Annotated in this window: 29 protein-coding genes; 17 read left to right on the forward strand and 12 right to left on the reverse strand. The window is 42.6% G+C overall.

Features of this window, described 5'->3' with window-relative positions:
* On the forward strand, positions 1 to 583 hold a 583-nt coding region (locus ACFSJY_RS14460; RefSeq protein ID WP_386035197.1), incomplete at its 5' end, for an EF-Tu C-terminal domain-related protein.
* Between the two features lie 209 nt (positions 584 to 792).
* Positions 793 to 1800, forward strand: coding sequence for an energy transducer TonB (locus ACFSJY_RS14465; protein ID WP_386035649.1), 1008 nt, complete (start codon positions 793 to 795; stop codon positions 1798 to 1800).
* Positions 1801 to 1809: 9 nt separating this feature from the next.
* Here the strand turns inward: ACFSJY_RS14465 and ACFSJY_RS14470 are convergent, their stop codons facing one another.
* The 3 genes from ACFSJY_RS14470 to fusA form a co-directional block, all read right to left on the reverse strand.
* Complete coding sequence (locus tag ACFSJY_RS14470; protein WP_386035652.1) at positions 1810 to 2535, reverse strand: substrate-binding periplasmic protein; 726 nt, start codon at positions 2533 to 2535, stop codon at positions 1810 to 1812.
* Between the two features lie 2 nt (positions 2536 to 2537).
* Positions 2538 to 3002, reverse strand: coding sequence for a Crp/Fnr family transcriptional regulator (locus tag ACFSJY_RS14475; protein ID WP_386035655.1), 465 nt, complete (start codon positions 3000 to 3002; stop codon positions 2538 to 2540).
* Positions 3003 to 3454: 452 nt separating this feature from the next.
* Entirely contained in the window at positions 3455 to 5542 is a 2088-nt protein-coding gene (fusA, locus tag ACFSJY_RS14480) for an elongation factor G (protein WP_386035658.1), read from the reverse strand.
* Between the two features lie 427 nt (positions 5543 to 5969).
* Here fusA and ACFSJY_RS14485 point away from each other — a divergent pair, with 427 nt between their 5' ends.
* The 3 genes from ACFSJY_RS14485 (at position 5970) to ACFSJY_RS14495 (ending at position 8688) form a co-directional block, all read left to right on the forward strand.
* Positions 5970 to 7034: a DUF1254 domain-containing protein gene (locus ACFSJY_RS14485; RefSeq protein ID WP_386035661.1), complete on the forward strand. Its 1065-nt coding sequence runs from the start codon at positions 5970 to 5972 to the stop codon at positions 7032 to 7034.
* Positions 7035 to 7116: 82 nt separating this feature from the next.
* A complete protein-coding gene (locus tag ACFSJY_RS14490) occupies positions 7117 to 7509 on the forward strand; it encodes a hypothetical protein (RefSeq protein ID WP_386035664.1) in 393 nt (130 codons plus the stop codon).
* 120 nt (positions 7510 to 7629) lie between these two features.
* Positions 7630 to 8688 (forward strand): DUF1254 domain-containing protein, encoded by a 1059-nt coding sequence (locus ACFSJY_RS14495; RefSeq protein ID WP_386035667.1) that lies wholly within the window; start codon positions 7630 to 7632, stop codon positions 8686 to 8688.
* 65 nt (positions 8689 to 8753) lie between these two features.
* Here ACFSJY_RS14495 and ACFSJY_RS14500 read toward each other — a convergent pair whose 3' ends face one another.
* The 7 genes from ACFSJY_RS14500 to ACFSJY_RS14530 are packed head-to-tail and all read right to left on the reverse strand — an operon-like array spanning position 8754 to position 15375.
* Positions 8754 to 10175 carry a hypothetical protein gene (locus ACFSJY_RS14500; protein ID WP_386035670.1) on the reverse strand — a complete coding sequence of 474 codons (1422 nt, stop codon included), beginning with the start codon at positions 10173 to 10175 and terminating at the stop codon, positions 8754 to 8756.
* A complete protein-coding gene (locus ACFSJY_RS14505; RefSeq protein ID WP_386035673.1) occupies positions 10162 to 10857 on the reverse strand; it encodes a hypothetical protein in 696 nt (231 codons plus the stop codon). Before ACFSJY_RS14505 ends, ACFSJY_RS14500 begins: the two co-directional genes overlap by 14 nt.
* Positions 10851 to 11846 carry a vWA domain-containing protein gene (locus tag ACFSJY_RS14510; protein WP_386035676.1) on the reverse strand — a complete coding sequence of 332 codons (996 nt, stop codon included), beginning with the start codon at positions 11844 to 11846 and terminating at the stop codon, positions 10851 to 10853. The genes ACFSJY_RS14505 and ACFSJY_RS14510 overlap by 7 nt, the downstream gene beginning before the upstream one ends.
* Positions 11839 to 12885, reverse strand: a complete 1047-nt coding sequence (locus tag ACFSJY_RS14515; protein ID WP_386035679.1) for a vWA domain-containing protein — start codon at positions 12883 to 12885, stop codon at positions 11839 to 11841. The genes ACFSJY_RS14510 and ACFSJY_RS14515 overlap by 8 nt, the downstream gene beginning before the upstream one ends.
* Entirely contained in the window at positions 12882 to 13391 is a 510-nt protein-coding gene (locus tag ACFSJY_RS14520; protein WP_386035682.1) for a DUF4381 domain-containing protein, read from the reverse strand. Before ACFSJY_RS14520 ends, ACFSJY_RS14515 begins: the two co-directional genes overlap by 4 nt.
* Entirely contained in the window at positions 13391 to 14353 is a 963-nt protein-coding gene (locus ACFSJY_RS14525; protein WP_386035685.1) for a DUF58 domain-containing protein, read from the reverse strand. The genes ACFSJY_RS14520 and ACFSJY_RS14525 overlap by 1 nt, the downstream gene beginning before the upstream one ends.
* A 53-nt stretch (positions 14354 to 14406) precedes the next feature.
* Positions 14407 to 15375 carry an AAA family ATPase gene (locus ACFSJY_RS14530; protein ID WP_386035688.1) on the reverse strand — a complete coding sequence of 323 codons (969 nt, stop codon included), beginning with the start codon at positions 15373 to 15375 and terminating at the stop codon, positions 14407 to 14409.
* A 357-nt stretch (positions 15376 to 15732) separates the two neighbouring features.
* On the opposite strand from ACFSJY_RS14530, the gene rpsJ reads away from it, so the two are divergent.
* The 11 genes from rpsJ to rpsQ are packed head-to-tail and all read left to right on the forward strand — an operon-like array spanning position 15733 to position 20685.
* The gene (rpsJ, locus tag ACFSJY_RS14535) at positions 15733 to 16044 is read left to right on the forward strand and encodes a 30S ribosomal protein S10 (protein ID WP_115998799.1); all 312 of its coding nucleotides are present in this window, start codon (positions 15733 to 15735) and stop codon (positions 16042 to 16044) included.
* 14 nt (positions 16045 to 16058) lie between these two features.
* Positions 16059 to 16697: a 50S ribosomal protein L3 gene (gene rplC, locus ACFSJY_RS14540; RefSeq protein WP_386035692.1), complete on the forward strand. Its 639-nt coding sequence runs from the start codon at positions 16059 to 16061 to the stop codon at positions 16695 to 16697.
* A gap of 18 nt (positions 16698 to 16715) precedes the next feature.
* The gene (gene rplD, locus ACFSJY_RS14545; protein WP_386035694.1) at positions 16716 to 17321 is read left to right on the forward strand and encodes a 50S ribosomal protein L4; all 606 of its coding nucleotides are present in this window, start codon (positions 16716 to 16718) and stop codon (positions 17319 to 17321) included.
* Positions 17318 to 17620, forward strand: coding sequence for a 50S ribosomal protein L23 (gene rplW, locus ACFSJY_RS14550; protein WP_386035697.1), 303 nt, complete (start codon positions 17318 to 17320; stop codon positions 17618 to 17620). Before rplD ends, rplW begins: the two co-directional genes overlap by 4 nt.
* Positions 17621 to 17631: 11 nt before the next feature.
* Positions 17632 to 18456: a 50S ribosomal protein L2 gene (gene rplB, locus ACFSJY_RS14555; RefSeq protein WP_386035700.1), complete on the forward strand. Its 825-nt coding sequence runs from the start codon at positions 17632 to 17634 to the stop codon at positions 18454 to 18456.
* 35 nt (positions 18457 to 18491) lie between these two features.
* On the forward strand, positions 18492 to 18770 hold the full coding sequence (rpsS, locus tag ACFSJY_RS14560) for a 30S ribosomal protein S19 (protein ID WP_115998804.1): 279 nt from the start codon (positions 18492 to 18494) through the stop codon (positions 18768 to 18770).
* Positions 18771 to 18781: 11 nt separating this feature from the next.
* The gene (gene rplV / locus ACFSJY_RS14565) at positions 18782 to 19114 is read left to right on the forward strand and encodes a 50S ribosomal protein L22 (protein WP_115998805.1); all 333 of its coding nucleotides are present in this window, start codon (positions 18782 to 18784) and stop codon (positions 19112 to 19114) included.
* 12 nt (positions 19115 to 19126) lie between these two features.
* A complete protein-coding gene (gene rpsC, locus ACFSJY_RS14570) occupies positions 19127 to 19822 on the forward strand; it encodes a 30S ribosomal protein S3 (protein ID WP_386035705.1) in 696 nt (231 codons plus the stop codon).
* Between the two features lie 10 nt (positions 19823 to 19832).
* The gene (gene rplP / locus ACFSJY_RS14575; protein WP_169074986.1) at positions 19833 to 20246 is read left to right on the forward strand and encodes a 50S ribosomal protein L16; all 414 of its coding nucleotides are present in this window, start codon (positions 19833 to 19835) and stop codon (positions 20244 to 20246) included.
* Positions 20246 to 20437: a 50S ribosomal protein L29 gene (gene rpmC, locus ACFSJY_RS14580; RefSeq protein WP_115998808.1), complete on the forward strand. Its 192-nt coding sequence runs from the start codon at positions 20246 to 20248 to the stop codon at positions 20435 to 20437. Before rplP ends, rpmC begins: the two co-directional genes overlap by 1 nt.
* On the forward strand, positions 20437 to 20685 hold the full coding sequence (gene rpsQ / locus ACFSJY_RS14585; protein WP_386035710.1) for a 30S ribosomal protein S17: 249 nt from the start codon (positions 20437 to 20439) through the stop codon (positions 20683 to 20685). The genes rpmC and rpsQ overlap by 1 nt, the downstream gene beginning before the upstream one ends.
* Positions 20686 to 20779: 94 nt before the next feature.
* On the opposite strand, the gene yiaA is transcribed toward rpsQ, so the two are convergent.
* Positions 20780 to 21232, reverse strand: a complete 453-nt coding sequence (gene yiaA, locus ACFSJY_RS14590) for an inner membrane protein YiaA (RefSeq protein WP_386035713.1) — start codon at positions 21230 to 21232, stop codon at positions 20780 to 20782.
* A gap of 188 nt (positions 21233 to 21420) precedes the next feature.
* Entirely contained in the window at positions 21421 to 22167 is a 747-nt protein-coding gene (locus ACFSJY_RS14595) for a helix-turn-helix domain-containing protein (RefSeq protein ID WP_386035716.1), read from the reverse strand.
* A gap of 127 nt (positions 22168 to 22294) precedes the next feature.
* On the opposite strand from ACFSJY_RS14595, the gene ACFSJY_RS14600 reads away from it, so the two are divergent.
* Positions 22295 to 22681, forward strand: a complete 387-nt coding sequence (locus tag ACFSJY_RS14600) for a hypothetical protein (RefSeq protein WP_386035719.1) — start codon at positions 22295 to 22297, stop codon at positions 22679 to 22681.
* Positions 22682 to 22690 lie beyond the last annotated feature (9 nt).

Genomic DNA, 22690 nt, shown 5'->3' on the forward strand with positions numbered 1-22690 from the left:
AGAGCCAGAGCGTGCGATTGACGGTGACTTCATCCTTCCGATTGAAGACGTATTCTCAATCCAAGGTCGTGGTACTGTTGTTACTGGTCGTGTAGAGCGCGGTATCATCACAGTAGGTGACGAAGTTGAAATCGTAGGTATCAAAGAAACTACTTCAACTACATGTACTGGTGTTGAAATGTTCCGTAAGCTTCTAGACGAAGGTCGTGCTGGTGAGAACTGTGGTGTTCTTTTACGTGGTACTAAGCGTGAAGAAGTACAACGTGGTCAAGTACTATGTAAGCCTGGTTCAATCAACCCACACACTAAGTTCGAATCAGAAGTATACGTACTAACAAAAGATGAAGGTGGTCGTCACACGCCATTCTTCAAAGGCTACCGTCCACAGTTCTACTTCCGTACAACTGACATCACTGGTGCAGTAGAGCTTCCAGAAGGTGTAGAAATGGTAATGCCAGGCGACAACTTGAAGTTTGTTGTTGAGCTAATCAACCCAATCGCGATGGACGAAGGTTTACGCTTCGCTATCCGTGAAGGTGGCCGCACAGTAGGTGCTGGTGTTGTATCTAAAATCATCGAATAATATCGATAGATTCTAGAATACAAACAACGAAAAAGGTCGCATTTGCGGCCTTTTTTGTGTCCTAAATAAACCTGTTTCTGTGACGGACATATCCTCAACTTTTTAATTCAATATTCTTTTACCCATTAAGTCTTGCTGTTGCTAATTTCCTTTATCTTGTTGCCCTGTTTGCTATAGTACGAACCTTAATTTTATTCATGGATGAAGTAATGAAAAAAATCTACATCGCGTTACTACTCGCTTTTCCGTTATGGTCGAACGCTGACCAATTCCAATCGCCAAAATTTTCTGAAAATTTAAACGAAAAGTACCTAACAGACGAGTCAAAATCTCGCCTGGAATCACATATCTACCTGAGTTATATCATTGATGAAAAGGGTGTACCTCAGGATATCATCATGGTCAATCAGGGACCTTTTCGTGATATTTCAGGGTTAGCAAAGCAATATTTTTCTAAACTCCGCTATCAGCCTGCTATGAATGCAGGTGTACCCATAAAAGTTGAACAAAGACAGCATTGGAAGTTAGGAAAGAAACTCTTAGGTAGCACTAACGAAGGAGTCTCTGTAGGCTTTAGTAAAGCGTATGACGCGTTAAATCACGCGATAAAAAACAAAAATACAAGTACAGCCAAAGATGCACAGTCGCAATTAAAAACACGTGTTAAAAACTTAGATGAACAAGCGCATTATGCATGGGTAAGTGCCCGTTATTTCGCACTTGTCGAGGACTGGGCTAATTATAATGAATCGGCATTTCAAGCTTGGGTACTGAGACAGTATTTACCCGAACAATATGCTTATTACGCAATCAAAAATATGTTTGAAGTCGCACTGCATCAAAAAGATTTTCGATTAGCAAAGTCAGTTGTAAACACTTTTAGGAGTATTAAAGGTATTTCATTGACTAAAGAAGTCTACGAAGAGTATATGACAGCCATTGATACAGAGCTGAATAAATACCCTGAACTTAAAAAGACATACAATGGCAAAGCGCCTATCTACCATAAGTTGTCGAGAACCACAGTTGACGTAAGTAGTAACAATGACGACAGCTATGCTATTCAGCTACGCTGCGTCAATTTAGTGAAAGAATTAGGACAAACTAATGGCTTTACATTGCCTATAGGGGCTCGAAATTGTCGCGTTGTTGTAAAAGGAAGTGATGTTAATCAAGTGACTATAACTGAGTCTGGTTTATCACACTTAGATACGTAGTGAGATGTTTTAGTCAGAGCTGCGACAGATATCAATAGCCGCATTGAGTTGTGGTAGAAAACTAGGGTATTTTTTTAAAAACGAATTTCTAAAATAAATGCCTAACGGTTTGTCTTGTTGGATTTGCTTTCCTAGTCGCAGCGAACGCTCTTTGAGAATTTTATCCATTACATAGTTGTTGGCCAATATGGCATCAATCCGTTCAACTAAAAGTGCGTCTAATAATGTTGCTGAGTCGATGGCTGAAAAAGACGCGTTAAATCCCTCTGACTCCAACCATGCCTGCATATTTGCGCCAGCGAATGAGCCAACCAAAGCGTCGGCTTTAAACTCAGGATGATTTGGTGGAATTGAGCTATCTTGCTTGTAGTACCAGGTCCATTGTTGGTCTGCTAATGTTGTTGTCATTGTTGCATAGCTATCTCTAAAATCGCTTTGAGATGCGGCGAAAAACCCATGTGCTTTGCCTATCTCTACTTCTTTTTGTGCCCGCTTCCATGGCACTACACGTATCTCAAATTGCCAATTGATATTCTCAAGTGCACAGCGCGCTGCCTCAACCGCATATCCATTAAAGCTATCATCTGCTATTGCTTTTATTGGTGAATCCTTAGGAAAGCTGCCATAGGGTGCTAAATTATGTGTTGTTAATAGCAGCCTTTCTTTAGCACTGGCAATTGCTGACGGGATTAACGCAAATATTAGTAAGGCGCAATAAGCTACTTGTTTAGTCATTATTAGGGCGACGCTTGCAGTTCTTGAATTTGATCACTGAGATAAACAATTCTCTCTGCCATACCCGCAATAACCGAGTCTTTAAACTTGTCCCTTAGTGCCAACGGCAAGCCCCTAAGGGTATCTTGGTCCATGCAAAGCACTATGGCGTCGCTAAGCGCTCTAGCCGTTGCACTTTTGGGGCGACGATTGATAAAACTACCTTCACCGATAAATTCACCCGCTTGTATAACACCAAGTCGTGCATCGTTGTTGTGTCTCAATATCTCTATTTCTCCAGAGAGCACGATGTAGAGGTGACTATTATGATCAACTTCTGATTGCACAAGTTGATAGGCTTTACACTGGTAGATCTTGCTTTTTTGCAGCAGCAGGTCTCTTTGTTCAAGCGTGAACGATTTGAAAAATGGGATGCGGCCAATAATTTCTAATTGTTTCAGCTTCGGAATATTGTTTAACGGTAACATGCAGAAAATGAAAGGTAAGTTGTGTATTTATAACTCTAGCAACTCAGTTCAAGAATGCCATCCTTAAACGCGTTATTGATGATCTCGCTCAATAGCTATTAGTCTTTTTTTGCTTTGAGTGCAGTAGGTTAGAATATCAATAGGGTCGGTAAGTTCGGTATAGATCTGGGTAAGCTGGATGAATCCCTATGTTACCTATCGATAAAGCTTCAGACATAAAAAAGGCCGCTTACGCGACCTTTTTAAAAGCATTGTCAGAAACTAAATTACTTAGCTTCCTTTTATTTATTATGTAACTGCTTTAACTTCAGCGATAACTTCTTCAGCAACGTTTTGTGGTGCTGCTGGATCTGGGTAAACTGGCTGAATTCCTATGTTGCCCATCGATAAAAGCTTCAGACATAAAAAAGGCCGCTTACGCGACCTTTTTAAAAGCATTGTCAGAAACTAAATTACTTAGCTTCGTTACGTGCTTTAACTTCAGCGATAACTTCTTCAGCAACGTTTTGTGGTGCTGCAGAGTAGTGGCTGAATTCCATTGAGAATTGACCACGACCTGAAGTGATTGTACGTAAGTGACCAATGTAACCAAACATCTCTGATAATGGTACGTCAGCTTTGATGCGAACGCCTGTGTTACCAGCTTCTTGGTCTTTGATCATACCACGACGACGGTTAAGGTCACCGATTACGTCACCAACGTGATCTTCTGGAGTGAACACGTCAACCTTCATTACTGGCTCTAGTAATTGAGCACCAGCTTTAGGCATTGATTGACGGAATGCGCCTTTCGCTGCGATTTCGAACGCTACTGCTGATGAGTCAACCGCGTGGAAACCACCGTCGAATAGTTCAACTTCAACGTCAAGTACTGGGAAGCCAGCAACTGGACCTTGTTCCATCATACCAGCGAAACCTTTTTCGATTGCTGGGAAGAATTCTTTAGGAACGTTACCACCAACAACTGTTGATGTGAACTTGAAGCCTGTGTTTGGCTCGCCTGGCTTGATGCGGTAGTCAATCTTACCGAACTGACCAGAACCACCAGATTGCTTCTTATGCGTGTAAGAATCTTCAATCTCTTGCGTGATAGTTTCACGGTATGCTACTTGTGGCTTACCAACTTCTAGCTCAACACCGTAAGTACGCTTAAGGATGTCAACTTTGATGTCTAAGTGAAGTTCACCCATACCTTTAAGGATGGTTTCACCTGAATCTTCGTCAGTTTCAACTTGGAACGTTGGATCTTCTGCAACCATCTTACCGATAGCGATACCCATCTTCTCAGCGCCACCTTTCTCTTTTGGAGAAACAGCGATAGAGATTACTGGCTCAGGGAATACCATTGCTTCAAGTGTACAAGGGTCTTTAACATCACATAACGTGTGACCAGTTTGTACGTTCTTCATACCAACGATAGCTAAGATGTCACCCGCTTGAGCTTCTGTAAGCTCAGTACGGTCTTCAGCTTGCATCTCTACCATACGGCCGATACGCTCTGTCTTACCTGTGAATGAGTTAAGAACAGTGTCACCTTTCTTAAGACGACCAGAGTAGATACGTACGAACGTAAGTGCACCGAAACGGTCATCCATAATTTTGAATGCTAATGCACGGAACGGCTCTTCAGCATCAACTAAAGCGAATTTACCAGTAGGCTCACCTTCTTCATCAGTTAATGGCTGAGGTGGTACTTCAGTTGGAGACGGTAAGTAGTCAACAACAGCGTCAAGAAGAAGTTGCATACCTTTGTTCTTGAATGCAGAACCACAGTATGTAGGGAAGAACAATAGTTCGTTAGTACCTTTACGGATACATGCTTTGATTTGCTCTTCTGTTGGGTCTAATTCACCCTCAAGGTATTCCATAAGCATATCTTCGTCTGCTTCTAAAGCAGTTTCGATAAGCATTTCACGGTATTCAGCAGCTTGCTCAACCATGTCTGCAGGAATGTCTTGAACTTCGTAGTTTTCTGGCTGACCTGAATCATCCCATACGTAAGCTTTTTGAGATAGTACGTCTACAACACCAACGAAGTTATCTTCTTCACCGATTGGTAAAGTCATAACAAGTGGGTTAGCGCCAAGTACTTTTTGTACTTGATCTTTAACGCGGAAGAAGTTTGCACCTAAACGGTCTAACTTGTTTACGAAGATTAGACGAGCAACTTTCGATTCGTTAGCGTAGCGCCAGTTAGTTTCTGATTGTGGCTCAACACCACCAGAACCACAGAATACACCGATACCACCATCAAGAACTTTAAGAGAACGGTAAACTTCTACTGTGAAGTCAACGTGACCCGGGGTGTCGATTACGTTGAAACGGTGCTTTTTCCACTCACACGTTACAGCAGCAGACTGGATAGTAATACCACGCTCAGCTTCTTGCTCCATGAAGTCAGTAGTAGATTCACCATCGTGAACTTCACCGATCTTGTGGATCATACCTGTAAGTTTCAAAATTCGTTCAGTTGTAGTGGTTTTACCCGCGTCAACGTGAGCGAAAATACCAATATTTCTGTATTTCGATAAATCTGCCATTTTCTTGCTCTGCTTGTACCTAATTTGAAATCAATTAGGGGTTAGTGATTAAAAACCGCGCGAGTATACCAGAACTTAATGCAAACAAACATAGTAAACGGCAGATTTTCACTAAGTAATAATATTTCAAGCGCTGTTGGTGCTGGTTTCGACCAATTTAGGCATTCATTGCAGAATCAGTAATTTCTTTACTTTTGATCTTTCAACGACTTCTTATGTCAAAAAGTAGCTTATTACAAAAGCAATGGCTGAATAACTGTCGCCATACCCATTGAGATCTAAGTGGATAATTATGTCGTTTTCCTTTTATTGGATTACAAAATAAATATCAGTGCGTCATTTGTAATCTCAAAGATCTTGAACTTAACTAGAAGTGTGCGCGAAAACATATTGTTTTATTTATAGTTTTTATTCGAAGGATGAAGTGATGAAGAAAGTAGTGTTCTCAACAGCGATAGGCCTCAGTTTATTGGCAGGCCCAACATTCGCTGATGAAATGGTCTCAAGTTTAAAAACCTTTTTCTCCGATAAAGGTGTCAAGGTTACTACAGATAACTATCCAACCCATGAAACCTCTCGCCAACTGGTAAAGATACAAGACAAAGTTGGGGTGAATACATTTGACCATAAACGACAACTAACACCAACTGACCAACAACCTGTGGTTAGAATGAATCGTGATACCTATTACTCATTCTCTGTGGTTGATGTATCCAAGGGCGCTTACGTGACTCTACCTGAAATTGACAAAGGTAAATATATGTCGCTTGAAGTGGTCACCCTAGATCACCGCGTTCAACCTATGGTCTACGGCGCAGGAAATCATGACTTAAATACACATATTGGCGACCATGTCTATGCGCTAGTGCGTTTAGATGCAACGTATACGCAAGAAGAAGCCAATGCGATACAAGATAAAATGAAAATTACCGCTAAATCGGACAATTTGTTTACTTCTGTACAGGTCGATAAAGCCTCTTTTGAAAAGGTTGAGAACAGCTTAAAAGCGAAAATGCCTGGCATATTGAAATCACAAGGCCCAGAAGCAACTTACGGTATGTTCACTGCACCTACCGATGGCTCAAAAGAACTGTTCACCAAAGAAAAGTATGCGGTAGGTGCCGCAATCGGTTGGGGTGGTGCTCAACTCGTCGATAATGTTTATGAAGTTTCAGGTAATTACCCTGCAGACAAATGCCACCAAGCTACGTTTGAAGACCCTAAGAACAAAGCGTTTTGGTCAGTCACTGTTTATGACAAGAAAGGCTTCATGTTTAACGATTTGGCCAATGTAAGTTCTAATACCGCTAAACCTAATGCGGATGGTACGTATACCGTTAGCTTTGGTTGCGGAAAAGACGCAGTAAACAACATCCCTACTATGGAAGGTAATGACACCGGCATGTTCAATATGGCCTTCCGTCATTACATCCCCTCAGACCGTGTGAAAAACGAAGGTTATCGCATTCTACCTTTCGTCAAAGCGATGTAGCTAGCACCGCTAATCAGCACTCAAAGGAAAGCCCGTTGGGCTTTCCTTTTTCGTTTAATAAATATTTTTATCGAGGTTATTTATGAAGGTAGTCCACTACTTGACCTATTTTATGGCGGCGGTTTTTATACTGGGTGAAACGCTGCGACGTGGTATTAGCTACTTGTCTATCAACGCGACGACTATGTTTGAAGACTATTTTTGTGGTGTGTTGCTGATTCTCGCGGCAGTGCTTTGGTCTAAAGGGTCGCAGCATGCATATAAATTTATGGTGGGCGCTTGGGCGTATACTGCTGGCGGTATGTTTGTTCCCTTCTTCGCACATCTTGAAGCGTATTTACGCGATGCGACATTTCGACCAGATCACCCGCACGAAGACATTAACTCTGTCATTCTAAAAGGGGTCATATGGGGTATTGCGCTGATAGGTTTTATTGTGGTGATGAAACACAAAGAGACCGATAAAACGAACTAGCGAGATATGCTTACTATGCATAACAAAATTGATTTTAAGTCATTTGATTAATAGTTTTGGTTGGATGAAAATTAATCACAAGAAATAAATGTGAAGATGATTGATAGCAAGGAGTTGGATATGAAAAAGTTAGTATTAGCCTCTGCAATTGGCATGAGTTTCATAGCAAGTACTGTGTTGGCTGGCGAAATGATTTCAACGGAAAAGGAATTCTTTGCTAAGGGTGGTGCAGTGGTCACTGCTGAGAATTATGCGGCGGCTGAATCAGCACGACAGTTTCTCAAGAATCAAGACTTGGCGGGCGTGAATAAGTTTCTACACAAACGGGAGCTTACACCAACGGATAATCAACCTGTTGTTCGTATGAACCGTGATACATATTATTCATTTGCTATTATCGATGTGTCTAAAGGGGCATACATTGAAATGCCTGACATCCCGAAAGGTAAGTACATGTCGATTCAGCCGGTGACGGAAGATCATCGCATTCAAGCGATGCGTTATGGCTCTGGAAAATTCGACCTAACAACCCATATCGGCACGCACGTCTATGTTGTTGTTCGCCTAGACTCAACGTTCACACAAGAGGAAGCTTCAAAAATCCAAGACCAAATGAAGATTGTGGCTAAATCAGATAACAAATATCAATCGGGGCAATTCGATAAAGCGTCTTTTGAAAAAGTGGAAATGGATTTGAAAACGCAAATGCTCAAAATCTTAAAGCGTGACGGCGCTGAAGCCTTATACGGCATGTTTACCGATCCAAAAGACGCCTCCAAAGAGTTGTATACCCAAGAGAAGTATGCGGTAGGCGCAGCAATCGGTTGGGGCGGGGCACAGCTAGCGGACAATGTGTATGAAGTGTCTGGTAACTATCCAGCAGATATGTGTCATCAAGCGACCTTTGAAGACCCTAAAAACAATGCATTCTGGTCAATTACGGTTTATGACAAAAAAGGTTTTATGTTTAATGACTTGGCAAATCTGAGTTCAAATACGGCTAAACCAAACCCAGATGGCACCTATACGATAAGTTTTGGCTGTGGTGATAAGGCAATCAATAATATCCCCACCAAAAATGCGAGTGGTGTATTTAACTTAGGCATTCGTCACTATATGCCATCAGATCGTGTGAAAAATGATGGTTATCGTTTACTACCGTTCGTTAAAGCAAAGTAGATTTAATTAGTCTCATTCTAGAAGAAGGAAGGCTAATGCCTTCCTTTTTTGCTTTAGGCGATTCCCTAATTCAACTTTAAATCAAAGCTCATGGGCGAGAAAAAATGCGTCTTTGTCTTTTTATCGACAATGACTTGCAGCAGCATCTTAGCCTGTTGGGTCGAAATGTCTCCATGGGCGCTGTGGTTGTCAAACGCTAAACGAAACAAAGACTCTAGAATCTCAATAGCCTTAGCTTCTGTCACAAGTGACGACAGTGCTTTTTTATTTTCATGTTTGATGTCAGCAAGCAGGTAAAGACTCGCAACTGCCGAGGTATAGTCTTTCTGTTCAATAGCTGAGAGGTATCGAGCAACACGCTTTTTAAAATGCGTTTTTTGCGTGTAACGTGCAACAAGCAGCTGCTTATTCCGCTTTATTACACGACCAATTGCATATAAAAATACAATAAAGGCGAGGGCAACAGGTATAACCCACCAATGGGTTCTCTGTGCGTTGGATTCGTTATAGGTTTGCTCGGACTGCTTTGCTGGCGCATTGGCGGTAATTATCTTTGTTGACTCACCTACTTGAAAGCTTAGTTTTGGTAGAGCAACAGTATTGAGCTTTTGATTCGTTGTATCCCACCAATATATTTCGGTAGCGGGCAACGTAAAATTCCCTTCTTGTTGAAAAATAATGGTCACTTCTGATGTCAAATGGGCAATATTGATATCACTCATCACGTCGTAGCGATCAGTCTTATTTGCTGGCTTATCATAAACTTGAGCACCGTCAAACGATATGGCTTCAAGATCAGGTAGCATGACCGCATGTAAATTATCACCGTGCAGCTCTCGTTTAAGCGTTACTGCACTGCCAATAGTGAGCTCACCTTCTATTTTTTCTTTGGCTTCTCGGATAACTTCTAAATTTGAGCTCGCAATGTAGTCTCTTACACCTTTTAGTTGTTCGGCCTGGTTTATTTTGAAACTAAATGGTTGCGTCGATAATTTACCCGTTACGGTATTGTTATCGATATTGATTTGTACTTTAGCGGTAATTGGATCTGTTAGATAATCACCTGCCTCTAAGGGGTAAATAGGCACTTTTTTCGTTTGTTTATACCATTCTTTGCCGTCGATAGTTTCGGTGTTAAAGCCGGTTTTAGCGTATGGTTTACCGACCACTGCATTTTCAATATCAAAAAAGTCGATCTCGGTATTACCCGCAAAATCGAAACTGCTCGTCACCTCAATATTGAGAATGGCTTGCTGGCGGGGCACGATATTCTCTTGATCTTCAATAGTCATTGATATGCTGAGGTCACCGCTTTGGACTAGCTGAACAATGGTTAATGTGGTTGATGGGGACGAAGATGACGCAGTTGAAGTGGCAGAAGAATCTTCTGGCATTGATGCCAATGCGTTAAGGCCTGGCAGAATCGTCAGTAAGAATATCAGCGCTAAGTGTGTGACTAGCTTGCGGAGTGTGTTAACGATTAGCATCGGTATACTCCTGCTTAAACTTCTTCTTCAAAAATTTGCTCGGGTTTTGCTGTACTTGTTGCAACCACATTTCGCCAGACAGGTTAGCTTGGTTTTTCGGGCTATTCTTTTTTATCTGCGCGAGTTCTTCTTCGCTCATTTGTATTGCATCATCAGGTGGTGGGCCGCAGCCGTCTTTCGCTTTGGTTTTTACTTGCTTCTTCGCAAGTTCTGTCAATATGGCTAAGTTTGCTTGTGCCTGTTCGCGAAGCGCATTATTAGTGTTTTCTTGTGGGCCCTCAGCGAGCAGTTCTTCATAACGTTTTATTGCTAAATTGATATTGCCCGCATGTGCTAACGCATTGGCCTCACCAAACAAAGCTTCTTCTCCCGTCAGCTGGGCAAATATAGTGGCTGCTTGCAAGAATTCACCGTTGGCATAATAACTGTAGGCAATCCAATGTTGATCGGAGAAGGTGAGTGCAGCCTTCCCAAATTCTTGGCGCTCAACCATTAGCATGGCTTGTTGATCGCGAGTCAACCATAGGTTGATAAAACCCTGCGGGTTGCTGACCATTAATGTGGCTAAAATCACTAGGCTGGCGATAAGCCAACGCGCTTTGTATTGCTTAATACTGTTCTTAACGGTTAAGAAAAGACTAGGGTTACTTTCAGCTGGATTGTTGTGTGTACGGGTTACCATTGCAACGTCCACCCTTTTCTAAACCATAGTGCTTGTATAGGAATGAGTAGAAACAGCAACCAATAGCCTGCGTCAAACCAAGGAAGGGAATTGTCATCAACATTCTGTAGGGTGTTGTTGAGTGAGCGGATAATATCGTCAACATCATCAGAATTATGGGTAAATGGCACCATACTCCCGTTACCTGCACTGGCAAGCTCTTCAAGTAAGCTTAAATCGTTTGTACTAATACCTGTGCTGCTTGCTAGCCCGCTATCTGGGTTCTCTCCAATTGCCCATACAACCAATTGATGCGGTGTTTCAGACAAGAGATTATTTGCACCAGTAATGGCTAGTTGGTTCGTTTGGTCAGTCAACAAAAGAAGCGTTGATGGCGCTTTTACTTGCCCTAATAAATCTTCCGCTGGCGGTAATACGGACTGCGGTAATTTCCCTGACGCGGGCATTAAGCTGCTATCGAGTACATCGAGAAAGTGTCGGATCATTTCTTTATCTTGGGTGATGGGCATCGCAATATGGGCAGAGCCAGCAAAGGCTATTAAGGCAGTTTTTGCATCGCCACGTTTTTCCAATAGCTCATTGATTTTCTGTTTTGCGCGCAAGAGTCTAGAGGGCTGCACATCAGATGTATTCATAGTGTCCGATACATCTAGACCGATAATCAGCACTGATTCGTCGGTGAAAAATGGCGTTGGTTGTTGCTGCCATGTTGGGCCTGCCATAACCAACGTAGAGATAGCTGCGAACCACATAAAAAGCTTGGTCGGGGTGACGCGTCTTTTTTGCTGCTCTTTGATTGCCATGTGATAGATCATTTTCTCTGACATGTGTGGCTGCCATTGGGACAGTGAGTCTTCACTAGTTACGACATATCGCATAAATAAGTACATAGGGATAATGGCGAGCAACCACCATGGACGCAAAAAGTGAAAATTGGCAAGCTGGTGAAGTGCAAGTGCATCAATTAGATTGAGGGTGAAATCAGGCATGTTTCACCTCATCATTACTTGTAGATGGAACATTTTGTTTTTCATCTACTAACGGCGCTTTATTCTGGCTGAATAGTCTTGCGAATAAGAAAATGATGGCAATTAATAGATTAGCGACAAAATAAAGCCCAAATGCCCAATAATGCAGACTCGTTCTAGGGCGATAAGACAAGGTTTCATACAACTCTTGCTCAAGTTCATCGATAGCATCATAAGCTTGGCTGAGTTCTTCTTTATTTAGTGCTTGGAAGTTTCGCCCGCCCGTTATACTTGCCACTTTTTCTAATGTCGGAATATCCATTTTATAGTCACCGTCGCTGCTTGGGTCACCAACGGCAATTGTATAAATTTTGATGTTGTTTTTGGCTGCGATTTCCGCCGCTTTGATAGGTGGCATCATAGAGCCGGTATCTTCACCATCTGTGAGTAAGATAAGTACGCGCTGTTTTTTGCTGTCTTGTTTGAAAATATTAACGGCTAAGCCGATGGCATCACCAAATGTCGTTTTAAAACCGGCATAGCCCAACTGCGTTTGGTTGAGCAGTTGTTGCCAGGTACCCACGTCTTCGGTAAAAGGGGCTTGCAAATAGGGGGCGTCAGCAAACAATATCAGCCCCAGTCGGTCATGCTGGCGCCTACTCGCAAATTCATTCAGTACCTTCTTAGCCGCAACGAGTCGATTGACTTTGTTGCCATCTTCATCCGTAAAGTCTTCTTCAGACATCGAGCCTGATAAATCGAGCGCAAACATAACTTCTCTAGCAGATTTTTTCTGTTCAACTGGCTCGCCGACCCACTCGGGCTTAGCGACGGCGACGACTAAAGCAATCCAGCCGATAAGCAGTAGTGCGCGTTGTAGTATTCTGCGATTTAACTTTACCGCGCCTTGTTTCGGTTCTTCGCCAGAAAGGGAAGCGAGTCGTTGGAAGTAGGGCACTTGTATCGAGTCTTTCTGCTCTTTGTAAGTAGGGAAGAGCCAATAGACGAATAAAGGTAAAGCGATAAAACAAAGTAACCAAGGGTGGGCGAGCTCGATCATCGTGCCCCCTTGTGATGTTTTATCCATATACTTGTTTGTTGCTTGAGCTGCTCAAATTGCTCCGCGGAAACGTCAGGAGACTGGCTGTAGGATAAGTGACTTAGTAATCCCGACAGAGGAGCTTGAGAAAATGTGGTGCTAGCGCACTCTTTATCAAGCCATGCTTCCCACTGTTTTCCTGTAAGGTCGGCAACGTTTTCTCGTGCGTAGGCATAGATCGCTGTTTTTTTCAGTAGAACAGGAAGCTTTTGAATATCATCTGTGCTTTGATTCAACTGCTTCAGCTGCTCATCTGCCCAACGGCGATAGGCATTATCCATGTAATGCTTAAATAGCAGATAGACGCGATGCAGAATTAACAGTAAAAGAAAAAAGAATAGTATTTGCCACCCTAATGTTTCTGGCCACCAACTAATATCAGCTGGACGTGATATTTCATCGAAGCCTTCTAGTAAAGGGTTTCCGTTTTTAGGTGTCAGCGCGTCATTCACTTGTGATCTAGTCATTATGCAACCACCAACCCAAGCGCTTTTCTAAGTTGTGTTTCGCTCGGTTCTAACGTGTTAAACGGCAGCAATGGAATCCGGTATTTGCGAGCTGCGACTCTAAAGTTATCGATAGCCTGAACAACGTCTTGTTGAAAAGCTTGTTGAAGTTGTGTTTGGTCAGAGGACACTTCTATTTGCATATCACCATCACTCACTACCATTTGCTTCATGCCAGCAAGCTGATGCTCTAATGGGTCGGTCACATGGCAGCAAATAATGTCGTTGTGCTGACTAATGGTTTTGACGAGCTCTGCGCATTTATCGTTCCATCCCATACCGTCACTAATGAAAATAACCAAACTGTCATGGCCAACAATTCTTAACGTTTGTTCAAACATATTCTCTAGCGATAGGATGGCGTTAGTATTGGGAATACCGCTGCTTAATGCGCGATTTTGTCTGCACACTTCGGCGAGAAATTGTAATACATGGTGCTTACTGCGTTTTGGGGAGATTGTGACGCTATTCTCACTACTATATATGATGCCACCGACGCGATCTGTCGCTTGAAGTGTTCGCCATGCAGCAAGTGCTGCGATCTCCGCGGCGATCACTGATTTCGTTTTTCCTTGGCTACCGAAGAACATAGATTGTCGTTGGTCGACAAGTAATAGCACATTTCGCTCGCGCTCTTCGGTATACACTTTGACGTGTGGCTTACCCGTACGCATGGTGACTTTCCAATCCATGGTACGGATGTCATCACCCAGCTGATATTGACGCATCTCTTCAAAATTAAGCCCTCGGCCTCGCAGTTTGGAAACGTTTTTGCCGGCGAGAATACTGTTGATAGGTTGCTTTGGATTAAAGGAAAAGCCATGCGCTTTAAACTGCATACGGGTAAGTGTATCTAAACTGGTGTAGATATCAGCGTCGAACTCGTCTAATGCTTGTGAGTTTTTTGTTGAAGGAACCACCATCAATAAAGCCTCTATTGTATCGCTTAAGTATCGCTTCTTAAGAGTATCGCTTATTAAGCGACTGCGACTTGTTTCAGAATCTCATCGATGACTTGGTCCGGTGTTACGCCCTCGGCAAGTGCGTCGTAACTTAGCATGAGTCTGTGTCTCAATACCGCATGCACCACTTGGCGTACATCATCCGGATCGACAAAGTCTTTACCGTTGAGCCAAGCCATCGCGCGTGCACTTTTATCAAGTGCGAGGCTTGCACGTGGGCTAGAGCCAACACGAATCCAAGTCGCTAATGGCGAGTCTGTATATTTTTCTGGTTCGCGAGTGGCAATGATAATGGCAACCATGTAATCAAGCACCGACTCACTACAGTGAATGTCTCTTACTTCATTTCGCGCATCAAAAATGCACTGTGGGTCGATTGGCTCGAATGTCTCTGCAGTTGGTTTTTCTTCACCACGCACTAATTTGATGATTTCCTTTTCCGATGGTCCATCTGGGTAGTCCAAATTAATTTTCATGATGAAGCGGTCCATTTGCGCTTCAGGTAAAGGGTATGTTCCTTCTTGCTCTACCGGGTTTTGTGTCGCTAACACCATAAATAACTCAGGTAGTTTGTGCGTTTTACCGGCAACGGTAATTTGCCTTTCTTCCATTGCCTCTAATAACGCTGCTTGAACTTTCGCGGGTGAACGGTTGATCTCGTCAGCCAGCAGTAAGTTGTTAAATACGGGACCTGGCTGGAAGGTTAACGTCGGTTTGCCATCGACGTCTTGATAGACTTCGGTGCCGGTGACATCAGAAGGAAGTAAGTCTGGCGTGAACTGTACACGACCTAAGTCAACGGATAATGCTTTGGAAAGTGATTTGATTGATCGCGTTTTCGCTGTGCCGGGTAAGCCTTCAAGTAGTACATTACCGTTAGTGAGCAGGGCGATTAGCAAGGTTTCGACCATGTGTTGTTGACCGATCACCGATTTACCAATATGTTCTTGTAGCTGTTTTATGGTGTCTAGCGTTTGACTCATTTCCTACCCTTTTGTTTTTGGCTTAATGCCACGCTTGAATATCCGTACTTTCAGTCAAATATAGTTAAGAATCAGCGGTTTGCAAAAGAAGTGGAAGAGATTGTCGTAATATGGATAGCCTTGACAGATTGGCAGGAATTCATTGCAAATAAACTGTTGCACTTTTGACCAATGGGCGTATAATACGCGCTCCACGTAGAGCTGTGCTCTCGTGTTTGTTTCGCGAAAAGCTACGGCTTTTCACGACTACAGCGATTCCGATTTGGAGTCGAATGATTTAATCGATACACCCCCCTTTATCAAAAATAAAGGTGATGGGTCGTATTTTGTTCGTTCTTTTATTAGGGGATTTGATAAATGTCAAATCAAAGAATTCGCATTCGTTTGAAAGCGTTTGATCATCGTTTGATTGATCAATCTACAGCAGAAATCGTTGACACTGCTAAGCGTACTGGTGCTCAGGTTCGTGGTCCAATTCCACTTCCAACGCGCAAAGAACGTTTCACTGTTTTGATTTCTCCACACGTTAACAAAGATGCGCGTGACCAGTACGAAATTCGTACACACAAGCGTTTAATTGATATCGTAGAACCAACTGAAAAGACTGTTGACGCACTAATGCGTTTAGACTTAGCAGCTGGTGTCGACGTTCAAATTAGCTTGGGTTAATAGGGGGTTTTAACATGACTATAGGTCTAGTTGGACGTAAGGTTGGTATGACTCGTATCTTCTCTGAAGATGGCGTTTCTACTCCTGTAACAGTCCTAGAAGTTGAAGCTAACCGTGTTGCTCAGGTTAAAACTGTAGACAACGATGGTTATTCAGCAGTTCAAGTAACTACAGGTACTAAGAAAGCTAACCGCGTAAATAAACCATTAGCGGGTCACTTCGCTAAAGCTGGCATCGAAGCTGGCCGTGGTTTATGGGAATTCCGTTTAAATGACGGCGAAGGTGCTGATTTAGAAACAGGTAGCGAAATCACTGTTGAGCTATTCAACGAAACTAAATTAGTAGACGTGACTGGCACATCAAAAGGTAAAGGTTTCCAAGGCGGTATCAAGCGTTGGAATTTCCGTACTCAAGATATGTCACATGGTAACTCATTGTCTCACCGTTCAAACGGTTCAATCGGTCAATGTCAAACTCCAGGTCGCGTATTTAAAGGCAAAAAAATGTCTGGCCACATGGGTGCTGTGAAGACTACTACACAGAACCTTGAGTTAGTTCGCGTAGATGCTGAACGTAACTTGCTTCTTATTAAAGGTGCAGTTCCGGGTCACGTAAACGCTGACGTAATCATCAAGCCAGCTGTTAAAGCTTAACGTCTGAGGAGAATTTTGATGGAATTAGCATTAAAAGACGCGTCAGGCGCTGTTGAAGTTTCAGAAGCAACGTTCGGTCGTGAGTTCAACGAAGCTTTAGTACACCAAGTAGTTGTTGCTTACGCAGCAGGTGCTCGTCAAGGTACTGTTAAGCAAAAGAACCGTTCTGAAGTAAGCGGCGGTGGTAAAAAGCCATGGCGTCAAAAAGGTACTGGCCGTGCACGTGCTGGTACAACTCGTGGTCCAATCTGGAGAACTGGTGGCGTAACTTTCGCTGCACGTCCTCAAGACCACAGCCAAAAAGTTAACCGTAAAATGTACCGTGGTGCTATCCAAAGCATCCTTTCTGAGTTAGTTCGTCAAGAACGCTTAGTTGTGGTTAACGATTTTGCAGTTGAAACACCAAAAACTAAAGAGTTAGTTGCTAAGCTTAAAGGTTTAGAACTTAAAGACGTATTAATCGTTACTCCTGAAGTAGATGAGAACTTATTCCTATCTGCTCGCAACTTATACAAAGTTGACGTACGTGACGTACAGGGTATCGACCCAGTTTCTTTAGTTGGTTTCGAGAAAGTATTAATGACTGCTGGTGCAGTTAAGCAAATTGAGGAGATGTTAGCATGATAAGCGAAGAACGTTTGTTAAAAGTGCTTTTAGCACCAAACATTTCTGAAAAAGCAACTGTTGCTGCAGAAGCAAATAATACAGTAGTTTTCAAAGTAGCTACTACTGCTACTAAAGCAGAAATCAAAGCTGCTGTTGAACAACTATTTGAAGTTAAAGTTGATGGTGTTCGCACTCTTAACGTTAAGGGTAAAACAAAGCGTACAGGTGCTCGTTTTGGTCGTCGTAGCGACTGGAAAAAAGCGTACGTTACTCTTGCTGAAGGTAGTGACATCGACTTCGTTGGCGCAGAAGCATAGGAGAAGTACAAATGGCTGTTGTTAAATGTAAACCAACTTCTCCGGGTCGTCGCCACGTCGTTAAAGTGGTTAACCCGGACTTATACAAAGGTAAGCCTTACGCTCCATTATTAGAGAAAAACTCTAAGTCTGGTGGTCGTAACAATACTGGTCGTATCACAGTTCGTCACGTTGGTGGTGGTCACAAGCACCATTACCGTGTAATCGACTTTAAACGTGTTAAAGACGGTATCCCAGCGAAAGTTGAGCGTTTGGAATATGATCCAAACCGTAGTGCAAACATCGCACTAGTACTATACGCAGACGGTGAACGTCGTTACATCCTTGCTCCTAAAGGCTTAAAAGCTGGTGATGCAATCCAGTCTGGTGCAGACGCGCCAATCAAAACTGGTAACGCTATGCCACTTCGCAACATGCCTCTAGGTAGTGTGATTCACGCTATCGAATTGAAGCCTGGTAAAGGTGCTCAAATCGCGCGTGCTGCAGGTACTTACGCACAACTAGTTGCAAAAGACGGTGCTTACGTAACTCTACGTCTTCGTTCAGGCGAAATGCGTAAAGTTGAAGCAGAATGTCGTGCAACTTTAGGTGAAATCGGTAACGCAGAACACATGTTACGTTCTCTTGGTAAAGCTGGTGCTTCGCGCTGGCGTGGTGTTCGTCCTACCGTTCGTGGTGTGGCGATGAACCCGGTTGATCACCCGCACGGTGGTGGTGAAGGTCGTACTTCAGGTGGTCGTCACCCAGTATCACCTTGGGGTGTACCTACTAAGGGTTACAAGACTCGTAAGAACAAGCGTACTGACAAGTTCATCGTACGTCGTCGTACTAAGTAATAGTACTAGCTAAAGATTAATTAAGAGGAATTACCATGCCACGTTCTCTCAAGAAAGGTCCATTTATTGACCTACACTTGTTGACGAAGGTAGAGAAAGCTCTGGAAAGCGGGAACAAGAAACCTATTAAGACTTGGTCTCGTCGCTCAATGATCATCCCTAACATGATCGGATTGACCATTGCTGTCCATAATGGCCGTCAACACGTTCCAGTATTTGTTACCGATGAAATGATCGGTCACAAGCTGGGTGAATTTGCACCAACTCGCACTTACCGTGGTCACGCTGCGGACAAGAAAGCGAAGAAGAAGTAAGGGGAAGTTAGATGGAAGCTATTGCTAAACATAAATTTGCCCGCGGTTCTGCGCAAAAAGCACGTTTAGTTGTGGATCAAATCCGCGGCTTACACGTTGAGAAAGCTTTAGAAATCTTAGAATACAGCAACAAGTCAGCTGCTGTTTTAGTTAAGAAAGTTCTAAACTCAGCGATTGCTAACGCAGAGCATAACGAAGGTGCAGACATCGATGAGTTATTCGTTAAAACTATTATGGTTGACGATGGCCCAACGATGAAACGTATTAAGCCTCGTGCGAAAGGTCGCGCGGACCGTATCCTTAAGCGTACAAGTCACATCACTGTGATTGTAGCTGATAGCTAGGAGATTATTAGTATGGGTCAAAAAGTACATCCTACCGGTATTCGCTTAGGTATCACAAAGCCTTTCGCGTCTACATGGTATGCAGGCACAAAAGAATTCGCAGAAAACTTACACGGTGACCACTTGGTTCGTGCATACCTTTCTGAGAAATTGAAGCGTGCTTCATTATCAAAAATCGTAATTGAGCGTCCAGCTAAATCTATCCGTGTAACTATCCACACTGCTCGTCCAGGTGTAGTTATCGGTAAGAAAGGTGAAGACGTAGAAAAGTTACGCGTTAAAGTATCAAAAATCGCTGGTGTACCTGCGCAAATCAACATTGCTGAAGTACGTAAGCCAGAGATGGATGCACAACTAGTTGCTGATAGCATTGGTAGCCAATTAGAGCGTCGTGTAATGTTCCGTCGCGCTATGAAGCGTGCAGTACAAAACGCTATGCGTTTAGGCGCTAAAGGTATCAAAGTTGAAGTTAGCGGTCGTTTAGGCGGCGCAGATATCGCTCGTTCTGAGTGGTACCGTGAAGGTCGTGTTCCATTACACACTTTACGTGCTGACATCGATTACGCAACTGCGCGTGGCGAAACAACTTACGGTACTATCGGTATCAAAGTGTGGATTTTCAAAGGTGAAGTAATTGGTGGTATGCCTGCACAGGTTGAAGCACCAGCGCCTAAGCCTAAGAAAAGAAACAACCGCAAGAGCAAGTAGGAGTTAAGTAATGTTACAACCAAAACGTACTAAATTCCGTAAGCAAATGAAACTGCGTAACCGTGGTCTTGCACACACTGGTAGCTCAGTAAGCTTCGGTACTTACGGTTTGAAATCTGTTGAGCGTGGTCGTATGACAGCTCGTCAAATCGAAGCAGCTCGTCGTGCTATGACACGTCACGTTAAGCGTCAAGGTAAAATTTGGATCCGTGTATTCCCAGACAAGCCAATTACTAAGAAGCCTCTTGAGGTTCGTATGGGTAAAGGTAAAGGTTCTGTAGAATACTGGGTATGTCAAATCCTACCTGGTCGTGTTCTTTATGAAATGGAAGGTGTATCTGAAGAATTAGCACGCGAAGCTTTCGAGCTTGCAGCAGCTAAACTTCCGTTCAAAACAACCTTCGTAACTAGAACGGTGATGTAATGAAAGCTAACGAACTTAAAGAAAAAAGCATTGAAGAGCTTAATGCTGAATTACTTAACTTACTACGTGAGCAATTTAACTTACGTATGCAAGCAAGTACTGGTCAGTTAGCTCAAACACACATGCTACGTACAGTGCGTCGCAACATTGCACGCGTTAAGACAATCATCACTGAGAAGGCAGGTGCGTAATGACTGATAAAATCCGTACATTACAAGGTCGCGTTGTTAGCGACAAGATGGACAAGTCGATCACAGTTTTGATTGAGCGTCGTGTAAAACACCCTATCTACGGTAAATTCATTACGCGTTCAACTAAGTTGAAAGCACATGATGAAGCAAACGTATGTAACATGGGCGACGTAGTAACTATTCGTGAATGTGCTCCAATTTCTAAGTCTAAGTCTTGGACATTGGTTGACGTAGTAGAAAAAGCTTAATCGCTAAATACTATTCACAATTAGTTCATTAAAAAGGCTCTGCTAGTAATAGCAGAGCCTTTTTATTCAAGGTACGTAATCGGTTTTTTTAAAACTAATTGGTTAACAATTCTTCGTTTACTTCTTCAGGTTTTTCTAGTTCTTGGGACTCAATATTTTCTGAGACCGCAATGCTATCTCTTACATTTTTTTGCACCGTAATAGCAGCAAATCCACTTAACAAATATGCCATAGCGTAAAACCCTTTTTCGCTTAACAATAGCTCAGCGTTAATTAGTCCGATGGTGAGCAAAGCGATTGATGTTGCTGAAGCAACCCAGCACATAATGATATAAGGTTTAGATATGAAGCTTCCCTCTAGTTTATCTCTGACTGTCTTTTGCAATGACACGAAGGAGAAAAGCCCAAAAATGAGTATGGCAAAATAGTAACCTTTTTCATTTAATGCCATTTGCGCATTAAGCAAGCCGATACAAAAAGCTGAAACACCAGCGATAAGCATCGCAATAGATACTAGAACAAAAGCTTTGGTAGGTTTACCGTTCATATGTTGTTTTCCTTTTTATAAAAGCTACGACCTTGTAGCGTTGTTGGGTGAGAGTATTCTTTGAAAGTGTGAACAAGTAAACCATGTTGCCGAAAGGATAGCCTAATGAGACTGGTAGTATCATATATATAAACTTTAGTACTATTGGAATCGTTCAGGGTATTATTTGTTGCACCACTATATTGTGTTTACTGCTCTTTCACTTTCCTGAATTGTTCGAATAATGAGGGTTCCCATGGACGCATGGCAAACAGCATACCTGTATGCTTGCGCTTGGACAGCGGTAACTCACTGTCTTCAATGTTCAGTTCAGCCGCTTCTTTAGTGAGTTGATTGAGCTTGCGTTGAATGATGTCGATAGACGTTTGAGAATATCTACCTCGTAAATAAAACCGAAAGCAATCTTCGCCATCAAATTTGCTCGCCATAAAGCGGTTGAGTACTTCTTTTTCCATGAACTTTTCCAGCGGTCCATTGCTGATCCACCTAAAGTCTTGGGCGATAAGTAATTTATACTTGTTGTTGGGAAGTAGTTGAATTAACTTTATTCTGTCGAGTTTTGCGAGTAGCTGGATAGCTTCATGCTTATCGATGTCGTAATGCTCAATAATTTCCTCAAATTTCCAATAGTCCCTAACTAATACAGCAACTAATAATAGCTTTGGGTTATCAATGAGCTCTTGTTCTTGCTCAAGTGTTAGTTCAGTAATCTCTTCCTGTCTTTGCTTGGCTGCTAAAGAAAATAGATCAGATAAAGTCAGATTAATGATGTCACATATTTGCTCTAATCGTTCTAGTGAAAAGCTGTGGTTGGCAAATACGCGTTTGATATTTGCTTCACTCATCTCTAAGGCAGAAGCAACTTGGCGATAGGTAATGTTATGTTGTTTAAGTAATTGCTTGAGAGTATCTGTTACAAGCTTAATTTGACTCATTCTTCTTCCTTAAAGTATTAGATTTTAATACTTTAAGTTGTTTTAAGTGATACATCAAACATGTTGATTTACAGCGAAGTGTTCGGCGACTAAGTTAGTTAGCAATTCAATTGTTAAGGAAAATATGATGAAAACTAAATCGAACGTAACTACTAAGTTCACTACACAAACATTGCTAGCCGTTGCATTACTGACTTCTTTTTCTAGTGCGGCTGAACCTTCAACTAACCACGGTAGTGAAGCCAGCAAGCATTCGGCATTAGCGCTTTCTCATGGTGCTGCAGGCAGCGCACAAGTTGCAAGTGCAGTAGTTGCCGTGCCTTTGATTGTAACCGGAGGTGTTGCTCTGAGTGCAGGGGTTGCCAGCGTAGAGTTGGCCGATGGAATATCTGATGCCGCTGTCAGCAAAGGTCATAGTAGTAAAACAGCTAAACCTGCAGAACTAGAAGTTACTGAAATCACTATTACCGTTGACCGCTCGCCAGCCGAAGCCATGAAGAAAGGTAATCAATAAGATTACATT

Source organism: Thalassotalea euphylliae (assembly GCF_042682785.1).
GTDB lineage: Bacteria > Pseudomonadota > Gammaproteobacteria > Enterobacterales > Alteromonadaceae > Thalassotalea_F > Thalassotalea_F euphylliae.